The sequence below is a fragment of the Synechococcus sp. A15-24 genome (genome assembly GCF_014280195.1).
In the GTDB taxonomy this organism is placed as follows: Bacteria; Cyanobacteriota; Cyanobacteriia; order PCC-6307; family Cyanobiaceae; genus Parasynechococcus.
The window spans coordinates 1,977,824-1,993,113 of the sequence record NZ_CP047960.1 but is presented as its reverse complement, the minus strand read 5'-3'; the positions used below and the strand labels follow the sequence as shown (position 1 = coordinate 1,993,113).

The 15,290-nt window shown below is 65.0% G+C and carries 20 protein-coding genes; 8 read left to right on the top strand and 12 right to left on the bottom strand.

Features of this window, described 5'->3' with window-relative positions; all coding sequences use genetic code 11:
* Positions 1 to 12 precede the first annotated feature (12 nt).
* Both SynA1524_RS11320 and SynA1524_RS11315 read left to right on the top strand, forming a co-directional pair.
* The gene (locus SynA1524_RS11320; protein WP_186497985.1) at positions 13 to 687 is read left to right on the top strand and encodes a J domain-containing protein; all 675 of its coding nucleotides are present in this window, start codon (positions 13 to 15) and stop codon (positions 685 to 687) included.
* A complete protein-coding gene (locus SynA1524_RS11315) occupies positions 684 to 2,729 on the top strand; it encodes a phospholipid carrier-dependent glycosyltransferase (protein WP_186497983.1) in 2,046 nt (681 codons plus the stop codon). The genes SynA1524_RS11320 and SynA1524_RS11315 overlap by 4 nt, the downstream gene beginning before the upstream one ends.
* On the opposite strand, the gene SynA1524_RS11310 is transcribed toward SynA1524_RS11315, so the two are convergent.
* Positions 2,708 to 2,962 carry an NAD(P)H-quinone oxidoreductase subunit O gene (locus SynA1524_RS11310; protein ID WP_186497974.1) on the bottom strand — a complete coding sequence of 85 codons (255 nt, stop codon included), beginning with the start codon at positions 2,960 to 2,962 and terminating at the stop codon, positions 2,708 to 2,710. The two genes, SynA1524_RS11315 and SynA1524_RS11310, sit on opposite strands and share 22 nt — an antisense overlap.
* A gap of 113 nt (positions 2,963 to 3,075) precedes the next feature.
* On the opposite strand from SynA1524_RS11310, the gene SynA1524_RS11305 reads away from it, so the two are divergent.
* The gene (locus SynA1524_RS11305; RefSeq protein WP_186497972.1) at positions 3,076 to 4,005 is read left to right on the top strand and encodes a TIGR01777 family oxidoreductase; all 930 of its coding nucleotides are present in this window, start codon (positions 3,076 to 3,078) and stop codon (positions 4,003 to 4,005) included.
* Here SynA1524_RS11305 and SynA1524_RS11300 read toward each other — a convergent pair.
* Genes SynA1524_RS11300 through SynA1524_RS11285 form a run of 4 tightly spaced genes read right to left on the bottom strand, consistent with a single transcriptional unit; the run spans position 3,953 to position 6,281 of the window.
* The gene (locus tag SynA1524_RS11300) at positions 3,953 to 4,225 is read right to left on the bottom strand and encodes a DUF8620 family protein (protein WP_186497970.1); all 273 of its coding nucleotides are present in this window, start codon (positions 4,223 to 4,225) and stop codon (positions 3,953 to 3,955) included. The genes SynA1524_RS11305 and SynA1524_RS11300 overlap by 53 nt on opposite strands.
* Complete coding sequence (locus SynA1524_RS11295; protein ID WP_186497968.1) at positions 4,222 to 5,391, bottom strand: lipid-A-disaccharide synthase-related protein; 1,170 nt, start codon at positions 5,389 to 5,391, stop codon at positions 4,222 to 4,224. The genes SynA1524_RS11300 and SynA1524_RS11295 overlap by 4 nt, the downstream gene beginning before the upstream one ends.
* A gap of 28 nt (positions 5,392 to 5,419) precedes the next feature.
* Positions 5,420 to 5,839 (bottom strand): tetratricopeptide repeat protein, encoded by a 420-nt coding sequence (locus tag SynA1524_RS11290; protein ID WP_186497966.1) that lies wholly within the window; start codon positions 5,837 to 5,839, stop codon positions 5,420 to 5,422.
* Between the two features lie 49 nt (positions 5,840 to 5,888).
* The gene (locus tag SynA1524_RS11285) at positions 5,889 to 6,281 is read right to left on the bottom strand and encodes a HesB/IscA family protein (RefSeq protein WP_049692565.1); all 393 of its coding nucleotides are present in this window, start codon (positions 6,279 to 6,281) and stop codon (positions 5,889 to 5,891) included.
* A gap of 72 nt (positions 6,282 to 6,353) precedes the next feature.
* On the opposite strand from SynA1524_RS11285, the gene zds reads away from it, so the two are divergent.
* From zds to SynA1524_RS11270, 3 genes are read left to right on the top strand one after another with little or no spacing between them, the layout of a single operon-like run.
* The gene (gene zds / locus SynA1524_RS11280) at positions 6,354 to 7,820 is read left to right on the top strand and encodes a 9,9'-di-cis-zeta-carotene desaturase (RefSeq protein ID WP_186497964.1); all 1,467 of its coding nucleotides are present in this window, start codon (positions 6,354 to 6,356) and stop codon (positions 7,818 to 7,820) included.
* Positions 7,820 to 8,257: an SRPBCC family protein gene (locus SynA1524_RS11275; protein ID WP_186497962.1), complete on the top strand. Its 438-nt coding sequence runs from the start codon at positions 7,820 to 7,822 to the stop codon at positions 8,255 to 8,257. The genes zds and SynA1524_RS11275 overlap by 1 nt, the downstream gene beginning before the upstream one ends.
* 25 nt (positions 8,258 to 8,282) lie before the next feature.
* The gene (locus tag SynA1524_RS11270) at positions 8,283 to 8,771 is read left to right on the top strand and encodes a hypothetical protein (protein ID WP_186497960.1); all 489 of its coding nucleotides are present in this window, start codon (positions 8,283 to 8,285) and stop codon (positions 8,769 to 8,771) included.
* 6 nt (positions 8,772 to 8,777) lie between these two features.
* Here SynA1524_RS11270 and SynA1524_RS11265 read toward each other — a convergent pair whose 3' ends face one another.
* The 5 genes from SynA1524_RS11265 to SynA1524_RS11245 are packed head-to-tail and all read right to left on the bottom strand — an operon-like array spanning position 8,778 to position 12,993.
* Positions 8,778 to 9,566, bottom strand: coding sequence for a uroporphyrinogen-III synthase (locus SynA1524_RS11265; RefSeq protein WP_186497958.1), 789 nt, complete (start codon positions 9,564 to 9,566; stop codon positions 8,778 to 8,780).
* Positions 9,563 to 10,765, bottom strand: a complete 1,203-nt coding sequence (locus tag SynA1524_RS11260) for a glycosyltransferase (protein WP_186497956.1) — start codon at positions 10,763 to 10,765, stop codon at positions 9,563 to 9,565. Before SynA1524_RS11260 ends, SynA1524_RS11265 begins: the two co-directional genes overlap by 4 nt.
* Positions 10,766 to 10,800: 35 nt before the next feature.
* Positions 10,801 to 12,402, bottom strand: coding sequence for a glycoside hydrolase family 3 N-terminal domain-containing protein (locus SynA1524_RS11255; RefSeq protein WP_186497954.1), 1,602 nt, complete (start codon positions 12,400 to 12,402; stop codon positions 10,801 to 10,803).
* Positions 12,383 to 12,787 carry a 30S ribosome-binding factor RbfA gene (gene rbfA, locus SynA1524_RS11250; RefSeq protein ID WP_186497952.1) on the bottom strand — a complete coding sequence of 135 codons (405 nt, stop codon included), beginning with the start codon at positions 12,785 to 12,787 and terminating at the stop codon, positions 12,383 to 12,385. The genes SynA1524_RS11255 and rbfA overlap by 20 nt, the downstream gene beginning before the upstream one ends.
* A complete protein-coding gene (locus SynA1524_RS11245; RefSeq protein WP_011129062.1) occupies positions 12,787 to 12,993 on the bottom strand; it encodes a DUF751 family protein in 207 nt (68 codons plus the stop codon). Before SynA1524_RS11245 ends, rbfA begins: the two co-directional genes overlap by 1 nt.
* Before the next feature lie 58 nt (positions 12,994 to 13,051).
* On the opposite strand from SynA1524_RS11245, the gene SynA1524_RS11240 reads away from it, so the two are divergent.
* Positions 13,052 to 13,777, top strand: a complete 726-nt coding sequence (locus SynA1524_RS11240; RefSeq protein ID WP_186499631.1) for a glutathione S-transferase family protein — start codon at positions 13,052 to 13,054, stop codon at positions 13,775 to 13,777.
* Here SynA1524_RS11240 and SynA1524_RS11235 read toward each other — a convergent pair.
* Positions 13,743 to 14,420, bottom strand: a complete 678-nt coding sequence (locus SynA1524_RS11235) for a DUF6816 family protein (RefSeq protein ID WP_186497950.1) — start codon at positions 14,418 to 14,420, stop codon at positions 13,743 to 13,745. The two genes, SynA1524_RS11240 and SynA1524_RS11235, sit on opposite strands and share 35 nt — an antisense overlap.
* Between SynA1524_RS11235 and SynA1524_RS11230 the strand changes: the two genes are divergently transcribed.
* Positions 14,419 to 14,682 (top strand): CRR7 family NDH-1 assembly protein, encoded by a 264-nt coding sequence (locus tag SynA1524_RS11230; RefSeq protein ID WP_186497948.1) that lies wholly within the window; start codon positions 14,419 to 14,421, stop codon positions 14,680 to 14,682. The two genes, SynA1524_RS11235 and SynA1524_RS11230, sit on opposite strands and share 2 nt — an antisense overlap.
* Before the next feature lie 2 nt (positions 14,683 to 14,684).
* Here the strand turns inward: SynA1524_RS11230 and SynA1524_RS11225 are convergent, their stop codons facing one another.
* Entirely contained in the window at positions 14,685 to 15,260 is a 576-nt protein-coding gene (locus tag SynA1524_RS11225; RefSeq protein ID WP_186497940.1) for a shikimate kinase, read from the bottom strand.
* Positions 15,261 to 15,290 lie beyond the last annotated feature (30 nt).

The following is a 15,290-nucleotide window of genomic DNA, read 5'->3' as shown; positions in this document are numbered from 1 at the left end:
AGACGGGAACCGATGGCCGATCCCTACGCCGAGCTTGGGGTGAGCAGCAGCGCCAGCGCTGCTGAGATCAAGGCCGCCTATCGACGCCTGGTGAAGCAACACCACCCTGATGCCGGTGGCGATGACCAGCGCATACTCGCCCTCAATGCCGCCTGGGAAGTGCTCGGTGATCCCGAGCGGCGCCGAGCCCACGATCGAACCAGGATTCCCGTGTCATCAGCCGCTGGAACCGCAGCTCAGGATCGAAGCCGGGCGGCAACGGGCCATGACCGCGCAGTGGAGGCCGATGACGCCCTCGTGCGCTGGTTGCGGCAGGTGTACGTCCCCATCGATCGGCTGCTCGGTGAGGTGATCAATCCCTTCCCCAAACAGCTCAAAGCCCTCTCGGCGGACCCCTACGACGACGCACTGATGGAGGATTTCTGCAGCTACCTTGAGAGCAGCGGCCGTCGCCTGGAGCGGGTGAAGGACCTGTTTCAGAGCCTGCCCACCCCTGTAGCGGCCCGTGGTTTCGGGTTGAGCGTCTACCACTGCTTCTCGGAGGTGGAGGACGCCCTGGCGGAGCTGGAGCGCTACACCATGGGCTACGTGGACGATTACCTCCACGACGGTCGGGAGATGTTGCGGGAAGCCAAGCAGCGGCGCAAGCGCTTGCAGGATGAGCGCCGCCGCCTGGAGATCGCGTGAACCGGCTCTGGCGGTTTTGGTTTGGGGTGGCCATGATCTGGCTGCTGGCCACGGCGGTGGATCGTCTGTGGTGGACGCAGCAGTACGGAGTTCCCGCCTGGGATCAGGCGGACTACCTCAACAGCGCCCTCGACCATGGCCGGGCCCTGGGATTGCTGCCCAGTGGCGGTTGGAACGGTTGGCTGGCGCTGCTGGATCTCTCCCCCAAGATTCCACCGCTCGCCTCTCTGGTGAATGGCACCGTGATGGCCATCAGCGGTGATGCCCCGGCGGATGCCGCCTGGAGCCTCAGCCTCTGGCATGGGTTGCTGTTGGTGGCCGTGGCCGGTTGGGGGCTACGGCTTCGTGGTGAAGGCCTGGCCCTGCTGGCTTGTCTGCTGACGGCCCTGGCTCCGGCGCTGTTGGATCTGCGGACGGACTACGTGCTGGAAATGCCGCTGGCGGCGGTGGTCACCCTGGCTCTGTGGAGGATGTCCCTCTGGTGTGACCCCAGGACCGGTGGACGTTGGGGACAAGTTGTTTGGGCAACCGTTGCAGCGTTGGCAGCAGTGCTTGTGAAGCAAAGCGCCCTGCTGACGCTGGCACCGGCTGGTGTCTGGGCTGCCTGGATTGCCCTGCGTCGCCGGGGAGCCTGGTTGAGACAAGCTTTGGTGCTGCCGTTGCTGGCGTCATGCCTGATCCTGCCTTGGCTCAGGCACAACTGGATCACAAGCCTGGGGGGCACGAACCGCGCGGTGTTTGAGTCCGCGGCCCGCGAAGGAGATCCCGGCCTGCTGAGCTTGGAAAGTTGGTTGTGGTACCCGCGGTTGTTACCGGAGCAGCTGGGGGTTGTGTTGCTGGTGATGGGAGTCTCCGGCCTCTTGCTCTGGTGCGCTCAGCGCTCCAGGACGGCTGGTGATGACGGCTGGTGCTGGCGCTGGCTGGTGATCAACCTGCTGGCGGCCTGGCTGCTCACCAGCCTGAGTCCGAATAAAGGCGATCGCTACATCGCCCCTCTGCTGCCGGCGTTGCTGCTGCTGTTGAGCCGTGGTTGGTGGCAGTGGGGCTTCTGGTTGCAGCAGTGGCGGCCTCGCTGGACCACCCCATTCCTGGGCCTGGGGATTCTGGCCTGTGTTCCAGCGGGCTGGGCCCTGCAACTGGAGCGCTTGCAGGATCGGCCGCGGGGGCCAGTGCAGGCCCTGGTGCAGGCTGCCGGTGGTGGCGATCCCGCGGTGGAGCCCCGCACCCTGATCGTGGTGCCCAGCACACCGGATCTCAACCAGCACAACGTCAGCTATTACGGCCGTCGGGGTGGCGGTCGGTTGGTCGGTCGTCAGCTGGGGGGCAGCCGCCGGGACCGGACTCCTGTGCTGGCCCGGGCGGAGTGGGTGGTGCTGGCCGAGGGGGATCAGGGATCGGTTCGCAAGGCAGCGCGCAAGCTCGACCGTGCCGTTCGCAGCAGCGGGGTGTTCGAGGAAGTGCAGCGCTTCCCGCGTCCGAAGGGTGGCAGCTATTCCCTCTGGCGGCGCCGCTCGGACCGACCGGTATCGGTGGGTTTCGCCGACGCGTTTCCCGCCCTGGCGCAGGGCTTGGCGGCGGGGCCCGCCGGTCTAGATCCGGTGTTTTCCGCCGTGGCGGTGGAGCACATGCTGGATGGCCATTTCAGCTACCGCCAGCAGGTGGACCGTCAGGCGCGGCAGCAGCTCGCCGCAGACCCTGACCACGCGCAGGCTCGATGGAGCCTGGCGCTGCTGGCGGTGCTGGCCAACCGCCCCGCTGCCGCTGCTGAACAATTCGCTGTGCTGCAAAGGCTGCAGCCACAGAGTCCCTGGCCTGCGGCGTATCGCAGCGTGGTGCTCCTCGCTGGCTGGATGCCCTGGTCGGCATCGGCCGTGGCAGATCAGGCCAGGTCCGAGCAGAACAATCCTGTTCTGATTGCGCTGGCCGATCTCAGTGGGGTTCTCGGGGGTGCCGTCTGGCGTTTGGCCTCAGCGATCAACAGTGTGCCCAAGGCGGTGGAGATGGTGGAAAGCGCCCTGAGTCAGCCGCAGGATTCCAACTGATCCATCCGCAGCCAGACATCCGGCACGGGCCGGTTCCAACGCACCTGGCCGTAGTCCCCTTTCACCAGCAGCAGCTCCCCAGGACCTTCAAAGATGTAGTCCGGTGCTATGGGGTCGCTGGCGGCCGCCTCAAGGCTGGCGTTGTAAGCCGCACGGTTCACTTTCACCAGGGCGCCCTTGCGCAGGGCCGCCGGTTTGGCCTTGGCGGGGGCCTTGCTGTCGGTTTCGGCCATCTGGGCGAGCAGAAGTCTTCTAAAGGCTAAATGCCATCGACGATCGATCCAGGCTGGTCTCTTCATTGGCTGGAGATTCGCCTTAGCCTCCCCGACGCGGATTTCAAGGACCCATGCGATTGCTGCTGCTGGGATGCACTGGATTTGTCGGCAAGGAGCTGGTTCCCCAGTTGATCCAGTCCAGCCATCAGCTCACCCTGGTCAGCCGTCGCTTGCCCCGGGGATACGACGCTGAACGCAGCGATGGTCGCTTGACTTGGCTGCAGCTTGACCCGGCACAGGCCGCCAGCTGGCATGACAGTTCCCTTCAAGGCGCCCTCAGTGAGGCGGATGGTGTGGTGAACCTTGCCGGTGAGCCGATCGCCGAGCAGCGTTGGACCCCTGCCCATCTGAAGGTTCTCGAGAACAGTCGACTGGAGACCACGCGCCTGTTGGTGGAGGCGATTGCGGTTCTGAAGACGCCACCTCAGGTGCTGGTGAATGCCTCCGCTATCGGGTTTTACGGCACCAGTCGCGAGGCCTGTTTCCAGGAGTCCAGTGCTGCCGGTTCCGATTTCCTGGCCTCGTTGTGTGAACGCTGGGAAGCCGCGGCAGCAGCGGTTCCAACCGGCACCCGCCTAGTGACCGTGCGGATCGGCATCGTGATTGCCGCCGGTGGTGGTGCACTGGGCAAGATGCTGCCGGTGTTCCGTGCCGGCTTTGGCGGACCCATCGGTTCGGGGCAGCAGTGGATGAGCTGGATCCATCGCAATGATCTCTGCGCCCTGATTCAGCGCGGTCTGGAGGATTCGGCCTGGACTGGTGTGGTGAATGGTGTCGCCCCTCAGCCTGTGTCGATGAATGAGTTCGCGCGGGAGCTGGGCCGCAGCTTGGGGCGTCCCAGCCTGTTGCCTGTGCCCGGTCCGGTGCTGCAGGTGCTGCTGGGGGATGGCGCCAAGGTGGTGCTGGAAGGTCAGCAGGTGCAATCGGAGCGGCTGGACAGCCTCGGGTTCAGCTTCCGCTATCCCGACCTGTCTTCAGCACTCGCCGCTGCCACCAGCTGAGAATTCCACTGAGCAGGGCCGCCATGATCAGCAGGCTGATGGCTGGGGTGAACAGCGGCTGCCAGAGGGCTTGAAACAGATCCATCGGTGCGCTGCGGCCCTGGGTCTGGGCCGCGACGGCCACCCCGAAGAAGCCGGCGCCGAGGATCACCACGAGCACGTTGAGCATCAGCAGCCGATCCAGCCAGCGTTTCCAGGTCGGTTCCGAGAACGCACTCATGGCAGGAGGTCGCTGATGGCTGCGGCCATTCTTGTGCCACCTCCCGTGGTTCCGAGGCGACGGCTTGCCTCGCGTCGGCACTGCTTCTGCAGCTCGTGATCACTGCCGGAGCGTTCCAGCAAGTCCAGCGCCAGAGCAGCCGTGGCTTTGATGTTGTTACGGGAACCGGCGTTGCCGGGGGCACAGAAGACGGTCGGCCCCAGCAAGCGGCGCTGGGCTTCCGCGAAGCGGGCGGTGAACTGGGGACCCTGGCCAGGGAGTTGCAGGGCTGGTTTGGCGAGACCCACGGCCTGTTCGATCGCAGTGCCAGCCATGCCGATGATCAGATCGCTGTGCTGAAGCACGGCTTGAAAAGCCCCTCGCTGCACGGAGATCGGCAGCGTTCCCTCTCGGCTGAGGACCCCCCGCTCTAGATGCCAGCCAACGCGGCCGGCCAGGGTCTGCAGTGCCGCATCCTCCAGGCTGGACACAAGGGCCAGATCCAGGCTCAGATCCGCATCGCGGGGGAGCTGCTCGATCAGTTGCAACAGCAGCAGAAGGTTCTCCTCCAGTTCCGGCCGGCGACTGCCGGGCAGCAGTCCGATGCGGCGACGGGCGGTTGGCAACGCATCAGCCGGCGTCAGCACCGGGTCCATGAACGGGTTGCCAATGAATCTCACCGGGCGTTGCAGCTGGTCTGTGAGGTCGTCCGCTGTGAGCTGATCCCGGCTGAACACCGCCTTGAAACGACGGGTGGCGAGCAGTTCGCCGCAGGGCCATGGCAAGCGCAGCCGTCCCTCGTAGTGGCTTGAGTAAGCCACGAGATAGGTGGCCACGGGCCTGCGGGTCAGCCAGGCGGCGATCACCGGGATCACATCCCCCACCACCACAATCAGGTCAAAGCGATGACCGTTGCGCAGTAGACGCAGCATGCGCCGCAACAGGTAGAGGATCTGCCCTTGAACCAGTTCCGTCAGCCGGCCGCGCAGGCTGGTGTAGCCGATGCCTCCGGTGCTGAATTCATGGCTGCGTCCAAGCAGGGCTATCCCAGCCTGTTGGTAGGGACTGCCCAGCCCCGCCAGTGGCAAGGCCTGCACGCTGTGGCCCATGGATTGCAGGGCCTGGCCGATCAGGGCGCCGGAGACGTCCTCACCGTGACCATTGCTGAGCAGCAGGATCTGTCCCATGGATCGTAATTGCTGCTGTGTGATGGATTCAGAGGTTCAGCCAGGACTTCACTTTTTCGAGCGCTTTCCAGCCCGGGCGCCTCACCAGGCCATCGTCCAGGGCCCCTGTGAGGTCATCGGAAATCTGGGGGGCCATGGTCAGCACCTGCTGCACCATCTGGATCTGATCGCGCACACCCTTGGAATCCGTCTCCAGCAGCGCCAGGCTGAGGTTGATGCGGGCCTGGGGATCCTGGGGACTGAGCTTCACGGCGAAACGGGCTGACCGCAGGGCTTCATCGGGTTGGTCGCAGAGCAGCTGCAACCAAGCCAGGCAGGTCCAGCCCGCCGCCTGGCGGGGGGCGATTTCAGTGATCTTGAGGAAGTCGGGCAGGATCTCGGCGGCGCTGGCTCCGGCCTGGTAGCGGGCCATGGCCTGGTCGAACAGGTTCTCCTGGCTAGACTCCATGGGTAGGCGTGCTGAACACCTCTTCAGATTCCCACGCGGCGCTTTGGGGTCAGACCGCGAAGGAGCTGCCGCAACCGCAGGTCTGGCTGGCGTTCGGGTTGGTGAAGTTGAACCCACCACCGATCAGGGCGGTGCTGAAGTCCAGCTGCATGCCGTAGATGTACAGCAGGCTCTTGGGGTCGCAGATCACGCGGAAGCCCTGGCCGTTGGCGGCGACGTAATCGTAGGTCTCGTCGTCCTCGAGGGTGTCGGAGGCCGGCACGAAATCCATGGTGTAGCTCATGCCGCTGCAGCCTCCTGAGCGCACACCCACCCGCAACACCTGCTGATCACCCTGTTCACTGCAGAGCTTCGCCAGCTGCTGCATCGCCGGCTCCGTGATCAGGATGCCCTTGCCGTCCTTGGCGGTGTGGGCCGGCGCTGGGCTGGTGGTTGAGGTCATCGGTGACGCAGGCTCGTGCCCTCACTTTATGGAGCCTGATACATAGAGTCGCCATCAGTTGCACACCAAAAGGTGCGGGTCGCGATTGTCGGTTCCGGTCTCGCGGGCCTCTCCGCTGCGGTGGATCTGGTGGATGCCGGTCATGAGGTGAACCTCTACGAGGCCCGTCCATTCATGGGCGGCAAGGTGGGCAGCTGGGTGGATGACGGCGGCAACCACATCGAAATGGGGTTGCATGTGTTCTTCTTTAACTACGCCAATCTCTTCGCGCTGATGCGGAAAGTGGGTGCATTTGAGAATTTGCTGCCCAAGCAGCACACCCATCTGTTTGTGAATGAGGGCGGTGATCTGCGGGAACTGGATTTCCGCTTCCCGATCGGAGCTCCGTTCAATGGCCTCAAGGCGTTCTTCACCACGCCGCAGCTGAGCTGGATCGACAAGTTGCGCAATGCCCTGGCCCTAGGCACTAGTCCGATCGTGCGGGGTCTGGTGGATTACGAAGGGGCGATGCGCACCATCCGCGCCCTGGACTCCGTCAGTTTCCAGGATTGGTTCGTGGGCCATGGCGGCAGCCCGGAAAGCATTCGCCGCATGTGGAATCCCATCGCCTACGCGCTGGGATTCATCGATTGCGAGGCGATTTCGGCCCGCTGCATGCTCACCATCTTCATGATGTTTGCGGCCAAGACCGAGGCCTCGAAACTCAATCTGCTAAAGGGATCGCCCCATCGTTGGCTCACCGGGCCGATCCTGGAGTACATCCAGGAACGCGGCGGCACCTTGCACCTGCGCCACCGGGTGAAGCAGGTGGAGTTCAGCGATGGCGAGTCCCCCGAAGTGACGGGCCTGCAGCTGGGCACGCCGGAAGGGGACATCCGCGTTGAAGCGGATGCCTATCTTGCCGCCTGTGATGTGCCCGGGATCCAGAAGTTGTTGCCGGAGGACTGGCGCCGTTTCCCCCAGTTCGATGCCATCCATCAACTGGAAGCGGTTCCTGTAGCCACGGTGCAGCTGCGGTACGACGGCTGGGTGACGGAGCTGGGTGAGTCCCAGGACGCGCAGCGCCGGGATGTGGCAACGCCCACGGGGCTGAACAACCTGCTGTACACCGCCGATGCCGATTTCAGCTGTTTTGCGGATCTGGCCCTGGCCAGCCCGGAGGACTACCGCAAGGAGGGAGAGGGTTCCTTGCTGCAGTGCGTGCTGACGCCTGGTGATCCCTGGATTCCCAAATCCGTGGAAGACATCGTGGCCCACACCGATCGCCAGGTGCGTGCCTTGTTCCCCTCAGCCCGGGATCTCAAACTCACCTGGAGCAACGTGGTGAAGCTGGCCCAATCGCTGTACCGCGAGGCTCCCGGCATGGAGCCTTACAGGCCGGATCAACGCACGCCGATCCAGAACTTCTTCCTGGCCGGCAGTTACACCCGCCAGGACTACATCGATTCGATGGAAGGGGCCACGATGAGTGGTCATCTGGCGGCGGCCGCCATCCTGGATCAGCCCGTTAGGCTCGCCACGAACACAGCAGTGGCTTGATGGGACGCTGGCTTGACCACTCCGTCACCACTGAGGTTCAGGCGCCGGCCGAGGACGTCTGGGCGGTTTGGAGCGATCTGGAGGCCATGCCCAAGTGGATGCGCTGGATCGAATCGGTGAAAACCCTCGATGATCCTGATCTCACCGACTGGACCCTGGCGGCCCAGGGCTTTCGGTTCCACTGGAAAGCGCGGATCACCCAACGGGTGGAGGCCCAGCAACTGCACTGGGAGTCCGTCGGCGGGCTTCCCACCAAAGGCGCTGTGCGCTTTTATCCCGAGTCGGCTGATCGCACGGTGGTGAAGCTCAGCGTCAGCTATGAATTGCCCAGGGTCTTGGCACCGTTGATGGAGCCCAGCATCCTGGGGGGGATTGTCACGAAGGAACTGCAGGCTAACCTTGACCGTTTCCGGGATCTGGTGGAGAAGGTGGGCTGAGCAAGCCCTGAATTCGTGTCTGCTAGTGGGATTGCTGGCCCTTGCCGCCTGTGGCAGCGACAACTCCCCTGTCGCCACGATCACTCCGCCCCAGGCGCCACCCCCAGAGGTGGAGCCAACGGTTCCAGTTGTGACCGCAGCTCCGGATCCCGGCCTCATCCCTCTGCCGTCGGTGCAGCAGGTCCGTGAGGCGGCACCGGCCGGGCGCCCGGATCCGTTTCAGCCGTTGCCGGGGCTACGCGGAGATGGCACCGCACCTGGTGCCGATGGAGCCATTGACCCCTCCTCCGGTCTGACGTTGACCGGCGTGATGCTGGTGGGTCAGCAGCGCCGCGCTCTGGTTCAGTCCTCCTCTGGCAGTGCCGTGCTCTGCATCGGTGCGGATGGGCGCTGTGCGGCCGATGATCTGCCGATGTTGCCGGAGACCTGGTCGGTGCTGGGCATCGATGTGCAACGCGGTTGCCTGCAGTTGGCGCAGGACGGAGACCCGCGGGAGGAGATCTGCCTCAGCTGAACCAGTTCAGCCCAGCAGCTGGCAACAGGCGTTCACCAGGCCCTCGAGGTCGTGGGGATCAGCTTCCGCATCGATGCGACCGAACCACTGGCGGCAGCTGCGGCTGGTCTGGGGGCCGATGGACACCAATTTCAGAGCCTCCAGGCGTTGCGTCCAGCCAGGACCGAAGCGTTGCAGCAGCAGTTGTGCCGTGTGGGCAGCCGTCTTGCCGCTGCTGAACAGGATGGCGTCCACCGTTCCAGCCTCAAGGGCTTCGGCGGTGCGCTCGGGCATGGCGTCGGGACAGCGGGACTCGTAGGCCGCCACCTCCACCACCCTCACCCCAGCTTCCCCGAAGGCTTCCGCCAGCACGGTTCTGCCGCCGCTCTGCACCCGTGGCAGAAGCATCCTCAGGCCATAGCCGGAGACGGGAAAGTGGTCGATCAGGCTGTCGGCCACGAAGCTCGGCGGTACGAAATCGGCTGTGGCGCCAAGATCTTCCAGGGCTCTAGCGGTTTTGCGACCCACAGCGGCGATGCGCAGGTTGGTTGGACGCCGCAGCAGGCTGCGGCCGAGGCGTTGCAACCGCTGCTCCACCGCCTGCACGCCGTTGGCGCTCGACACAACCAGCCAGTGGAAGTCCTCCAGTTCCAAGAGGGCATCATCCAGCGGTCCCCAGTCGTCGGGGGGGCCAATTACCAAGGCGGGGAGGTCAAGCACCTGTGCGCCTTGGGTTTCCAGCAGTCGTCTGGCTTCCCCCTGTTGGTCGGCGGCGCGGGTCACCACCACCGTGCGGTTCTGCAGCGGCTGGCTCAAGCGATGGGCTCCAGGTCCAGCTTGACGATGCCCTGGGCCTTGGTGCGTAAGGCCTGGGCGTCGACCGGTCGCCCCTGGGTCTCCAGCAGGGTGATGGCGGTGCGGAAGGCCGCGCGGGAGCCTTCGATGTCGCCCCCCAGCAGCAGGGCAACAGCACGGTTCTGATGGCAGGCGGCGTTGTTGGGGTCGAGCTCCACAGCGCGGCTGTAGGCCTCAAGGGCCGCCGCGATGTCGCCGCGACGGCGCAGCATCAAACCCAGGTTGTACCAACCCAGGGCCACTTCCGGGGCCCGTTGGGTGGCGGTCTGGGTCAGGGCAATGGCTTCATCGAGTTCGCCTTGCTCCATCAACCGGGCCGCCAGGTTGAGGCGTGCCCCAAGGCTGATGCGGGCATCGAGGGGAATGTCCAAAGCCTGCCGGTAACAGGCCACGGCACCGATCGGATCGCTGGGGCTGAGGGCCAAACCGAGGTGCAGCAGCAACTCGTAGCGTTCCGTGCTGTCGCCTCTGGCTTGATCCAGGCCGCGGCGCAGCAGTGGGATCGCCTGGACGTGCTGCCCTTCACTGATCATCAGGCCGCCGAACTTGGCGCTGGCGTAGGGATCCCCGGGATGGCGATCCAATTCGCTCTGCATGGCCTGGCGCAACCTCTCTGCTTTATCGGTACCGGCGAGCAGTTCCGGCCGGTAGCCGTCGTGAAGGATGGCTGGTTCGCTGCAGTCGGCGATGCGCCATTGGGGTTCGCGGGCCAGCAGCTCCCCAACGCTGTCGTCGATCATCGAGTGATATGGGCGGCTCCAGCGGATGGCGGGATGGCGGCGAAACAGACGGCTGACGCTGGAGTAGGGCGCCATGGCAGCTCCCACCTCGTAACGCAGCAGGTTGATCACCAGCACATCGGGTTGTGCCATCAGGGCCTTAAGGCTGGGGATGACCTCCGGTCGCAGCTGTTCATCGGCATCCAGCACCAGCACCCAGTCGCCGTTGAGGAAGGTAAGGGCGGTGTTGCGGGCGGGGGCGAAATCACCTGGCCACTCCACCTGTTCCACCCGGGCGCCGGCCGCTTTTGCCACAGCGATGGTCGCGTCGGTGGATCCGGTGTCCACCACCACCATCTCGTCTGCAAACTCCCGCACGGAGGCCAGGCAGCCCGCCAGCCGCGCCTCCTCGTTGCGCACGATCATCGAGAAACTGAGCATCGCTGGCGGCTCGGATTGGCGGGAGGTTAGGCCGCTCAGTCGGTGAAGTCCCGGCTCTGGGGGCTGTCTGATGGCTGTTGCAGCAGGCTGCTGAGTAGCTGGCACTGGGCCTCTGGCATCTGCCCTGGGCTGAAGGCTGCCGCGATGGAGGGGGCCAACACAGAGCGCAACTCCTCCCAGAGATATGGACTGCCGTACACGATCAGGCCGGCCAGAAGATCCAGCCGTTGCAGCTGTTGCACCGCAGCGCGCCAGGGTTCCTGCCGGTCGCGTTCACCGCGGAAGGGATTCCCCCGCAGAAACAGCTGCAGCAACACCGGGCCATCGCCCAACCGCTCCAGCGCCAAGGGGGCCTCTGGGTCGTCCTGCCAGGGGGAGACCCCCTGGCCGTGAATCACAACGCTGCGGAATCCATGCTGTTGCGGCAAACGCAGGGCTGGGGCTGCACCGTTCAAAGCAGGGCAGGGCCAGGCGGCATCGACCCGGATCAGGTTGATGCCTTCGCCAGGGGGAATGGGCGCGGTGAATGACTGTTCCAGGCTGGCGGTCACCAACTGCTGTTCCAGCTCCCGTTCCGCTGGGGTGGGTAAGGGGAGCCCAGGCGATGACGGCTGCACCCGGGCCAGCGCCTCGCGCCGCCGCCTGAGGGCGGCATGCAGCCGTTGGATGGGGATGCGTCCCTGGGCGATGGCCTGACTGATGCCGGAGATGGCGGCATCGGCATCGGCGGGCATCAGGATCAGATCAGCGCCGGCCTCAAAGGCCAGCACGGCAGCATCCGCTGGGCCATGGCGAGCTGTGATGGCTTCCATCACCAGGGCGTCCGTCACCACCAGGCCGTTGAAGCCCAACGCTCCCCGCAGCAGATCGCTCAACACGACGCTTGAAAGAGTGGCGGGCTGCTGGGGATCCAGCTGCGGCAGCAGCAGGTGAGCGGTCATCACGCTGTCGACGCCGGCGGCGATGGCTGCGCTGAAGGGTGGGAATTCCACCTGCTCCAACCGTTCACGGGAGTGGGGCAGCACCGGTAGGTCCAGGTGGGAATCGCTGGCGGTGTCGCCATGGCCCGGGAAGTGCTTGGCGCAGCCCAACACACCGCCACGGGCCAGGCCCCGTTGGAAGGCAGCGGCAAGGGCGCCGGCGGTGGTGGGTTCCTCACCCCAGGCCCGCACGTTGATCACCGGGTTGGCCGGGTTGTTGTTGACGTCGCAGACCGGGCCGAGCACCCAGTTCAAGCCGCAGCGCCTGGCCTGGTCTGCGGTGCAGTGGCCATAGCGTTCCGCCAGGGCGATGGCTTGTTCTGGGTCGATCTGGTGCAGCCGCCCCAGGGCCAGGGGGGGGACCAGCCAGCTGGCACCATCAAACCGCTGACCGACGCCTTCCTCCACATCAGCGCAAAGCAGCAGCTGCTGATCACTCCAGCTTTGGAGTTGCCGGGTGCGTTGCTGCAGTTCCACAGCGCTGCCCCCCAGCAGGATCACCCCGCCAACTCCGGCGTTCAGCAGCCGTTGCAGTTCGTCATTGCTGAGCTCCCACTGGGGATACCGACGATGTTGATCATCGAGGTGGCCACTGGCGCGCACCACCAGCAGCTCGGCCACCTGCCGCTGCAGCGGATCACTCGGCCGGCAGCTCATCGCTTCCCGCCGGGATCTCCCCTCGCTCCTTGCGCTCGTCCTCGAGTTTGTTGAGCAGACCCAGCACCGAGGTGCCCCTCTCGATGCCGCGGTCCAGCTGGAACACCACATCCGGTGCGCGACGCATCTGCAGCCGCCGGCCGAGTTCTCCCTTCAGATAGCCGCTGGCGGCCTGCAACCCTTCCATCACCTGCGGTTGGCTGGCCTCATCGCCAAAGATGCTCACGAAGATCTTGCAGTGCTGCAGATCACCGGAGACCTCCACGTTGGTGATGCTGACCATCCCCTGATGCACCCGTTCGTCGCGGATGCCATTGATCAGCAGTTCACTGGTTTCCTTGCGGATCAGGGCCGCCACCCGCTCGACTCGACGCCCCTGTGCCATCACGCCATCGGTGCTGAGGTCACCATGGCACGCAGCACCAGGCTTAGGCTGATGAAACCGCTGATCAGGGCACCGATCAAGGCCACGGCGGTGACGGGATTGCTGCGCCGCCGGGCCAGGGGCTCTGCGACGGAATTCATCACGCCCAAGGTGAACGCCACCAGATAGCGGGGGTAGCGGGTGACGTTGAGGAAGAACTCCCGCATGTGCTGGCGACTGGTGGAATCTGCTGGCTACTCTGCCGGGCCCATGGATCCATTGGCCATGCTGGAGCTCCATCAATTCCGCCACTCCGCCTTCTGCCTGAAGGTACGGATGGTGCTGCAGGCCAAAGGGCTCAGCTTCCGCACTGTGGAGGTGACGCCGGGCATCGGTCAGGTGGCGGTGTTCCGCCTTTCGGGGCAACGGCAGGTGCCGGTGCTCGTGGATGGCGATCAGGTGATTGCTGATTCTTCTGCCATTGCCCGTCATCTGGAACAGCGCGAAGCGGATCCGGCGCTGATTCCTGCTGATCCGCGTCAGGCCGCTCAGATGCACCTGATCGAAGACTGGGCTGACACCACCCTGGCAATGGCCGGTCGCACGGCCCTGGTGCAGGCGGCGGCGCTGGATCCAGAGTTGCGAGTGGCGCTGTTGCCCGATGACCTGCCCGACCCCGTGCGGTCGGTGATGGGAGCCATCCCCGGCGGGTGGGTGAACAACGTCACCGAACTGGTGAACCAGGGCGAGCGTGCTGAGCTGCTGGCGAGCCTGGACCAGTTGGCGGCCTCGGTTGAGGCGTCCCCCTGGCTGGTGGGCGACAGCATGACCCTGGCGGATATCGCCGTGGCTGCTCAGCTGTCGTTGCTGCGCTTCCCCTCGTCCGCCGGTGCGGCTCTTGCTGGCAAGGGGGTTCCGGGTCTGAGCGATCACCCCAAGCTGCAGCCGCTGTTCCAGTGGCGTGATCAGATCGAGCTCAAATTGATGGAGCGGACCCTGGAAGAGGTGTGAAGCGCAGGTGGTAGTGGTGATGGGCGACGGCCTGATCCCGCAGGCTTTCTCCCGGGGAGGCATAGCGCCCCTGCCACTGTTCGGCGCAGATGGCGTCATCGCAGCGGCTATAGCGGCTGAGGGTTTCGATCCGGCTGAGTCGCGGTGCTCCGGGGGTGTGCAGGATCTGCAGCACCAGTTCATCGGCCAGGAAGGTGTCGGCCGTCGGGGAGTCCTGACGGCGGCCCGTCACCGTGGTTTCAAGGTACAGATCTCCTTTGAGTCGGGTGATCTGACGGTTGGCGGAGTCGGGGTCGTCCTCCACCCGCAGCAGCTGCTCCCCGAGTAAGGCGCGGCCGATGGCGGTGGCATTGAAGCTGCGATCGCCGACGAGCCGGCCGCGGCGATCCGTTTCAAACCGTGCCTGGTGCAGCAGCGGTGGGTCGCCTGGGGCATCGAGATCGATGCTCTCCACCTGCCAGAGCCCGGCAAACCATTCGGGATAGATCAAATCGTCCCGATTCGACGGCCGCGGCAATGGTGCCGGCAGGCTCCAGTTGGGCCAGCTGTTTAGCCGTTGCTCCAGGCTGCTTTGTGCCCAGGCGGGACCGCCACTGAGCAGGATGGTGAGGCTGATCAGCAGCATCCACACGCGCCGTTCCATGTCTGATCCCCTGATCCGTGCCCTTGATGACTATGTGGTGCTGGAGCCCGGCAAGCCGGAGCAGCTGCTCAGCGCCGCCGATACGTTGACATGGCTGAGCGGTTGGTTGCGGAGCCTGGATCAGTTGCCGGCCGATCTGGCGGATCAACCCGATCTGGATGCAGCGGCGCAGCGGTTGATCGATACCGCCTGTGATCTGGAGATCAGCCCTGGGGTGACCCTGCAGTGGTTTGCGGTGCGGTTGGAGCCGCCAACGGCTTGAGCTCAGTCGGTTCGGCGCTGGGTCGGATCTTTCAGCAGGCTGGGCAGCAATTGCAGGATCTCGTCGGTGACGGCGTCGGGCGTTTCTTGGTCGATGACCACGGTGAGATCGGCCTCCGCATAAAAGGGCCTGCGTTGGTTGAGCAGCGTGTTGAGCGCAGCGTCTGGATCGACGGTTTGGAGCAGCGGCCGCACGGTGCTGTCCGCTTTGAGGCGTTGCATGAGTTGCTCTGGCACCACATCCAGCCAGATCACGACGCCACTGTGCAACAGCCCCCAGTTCTCCTGTTGCGTGACCACTCCACCGCCGGTGGCCACCACCAGGGAGTGACGTTGGCTGATGGCGTTGAGCACCTGGCTTTCCAGGGCCCGGAACCCTGCTTCACCGTCCCGCTCAAAAATCTCCGGAATGCTGCAGCCGGCGGCCTGCTCTATCACGGCATCGGCATCCACAAAGCCATACCCCAGTCGTTCCGCCAGGGGGCGACCGGTGCTGGTTTTGCCGCTGCCCATCATCCCCACCAGATACAGGCTGCGACCGCCCAGGCGCTGCTTCAGGGAGGGAATTGGGTCCGACATGGCTCGAGATCGCCGTTAGCTCATTAGGAT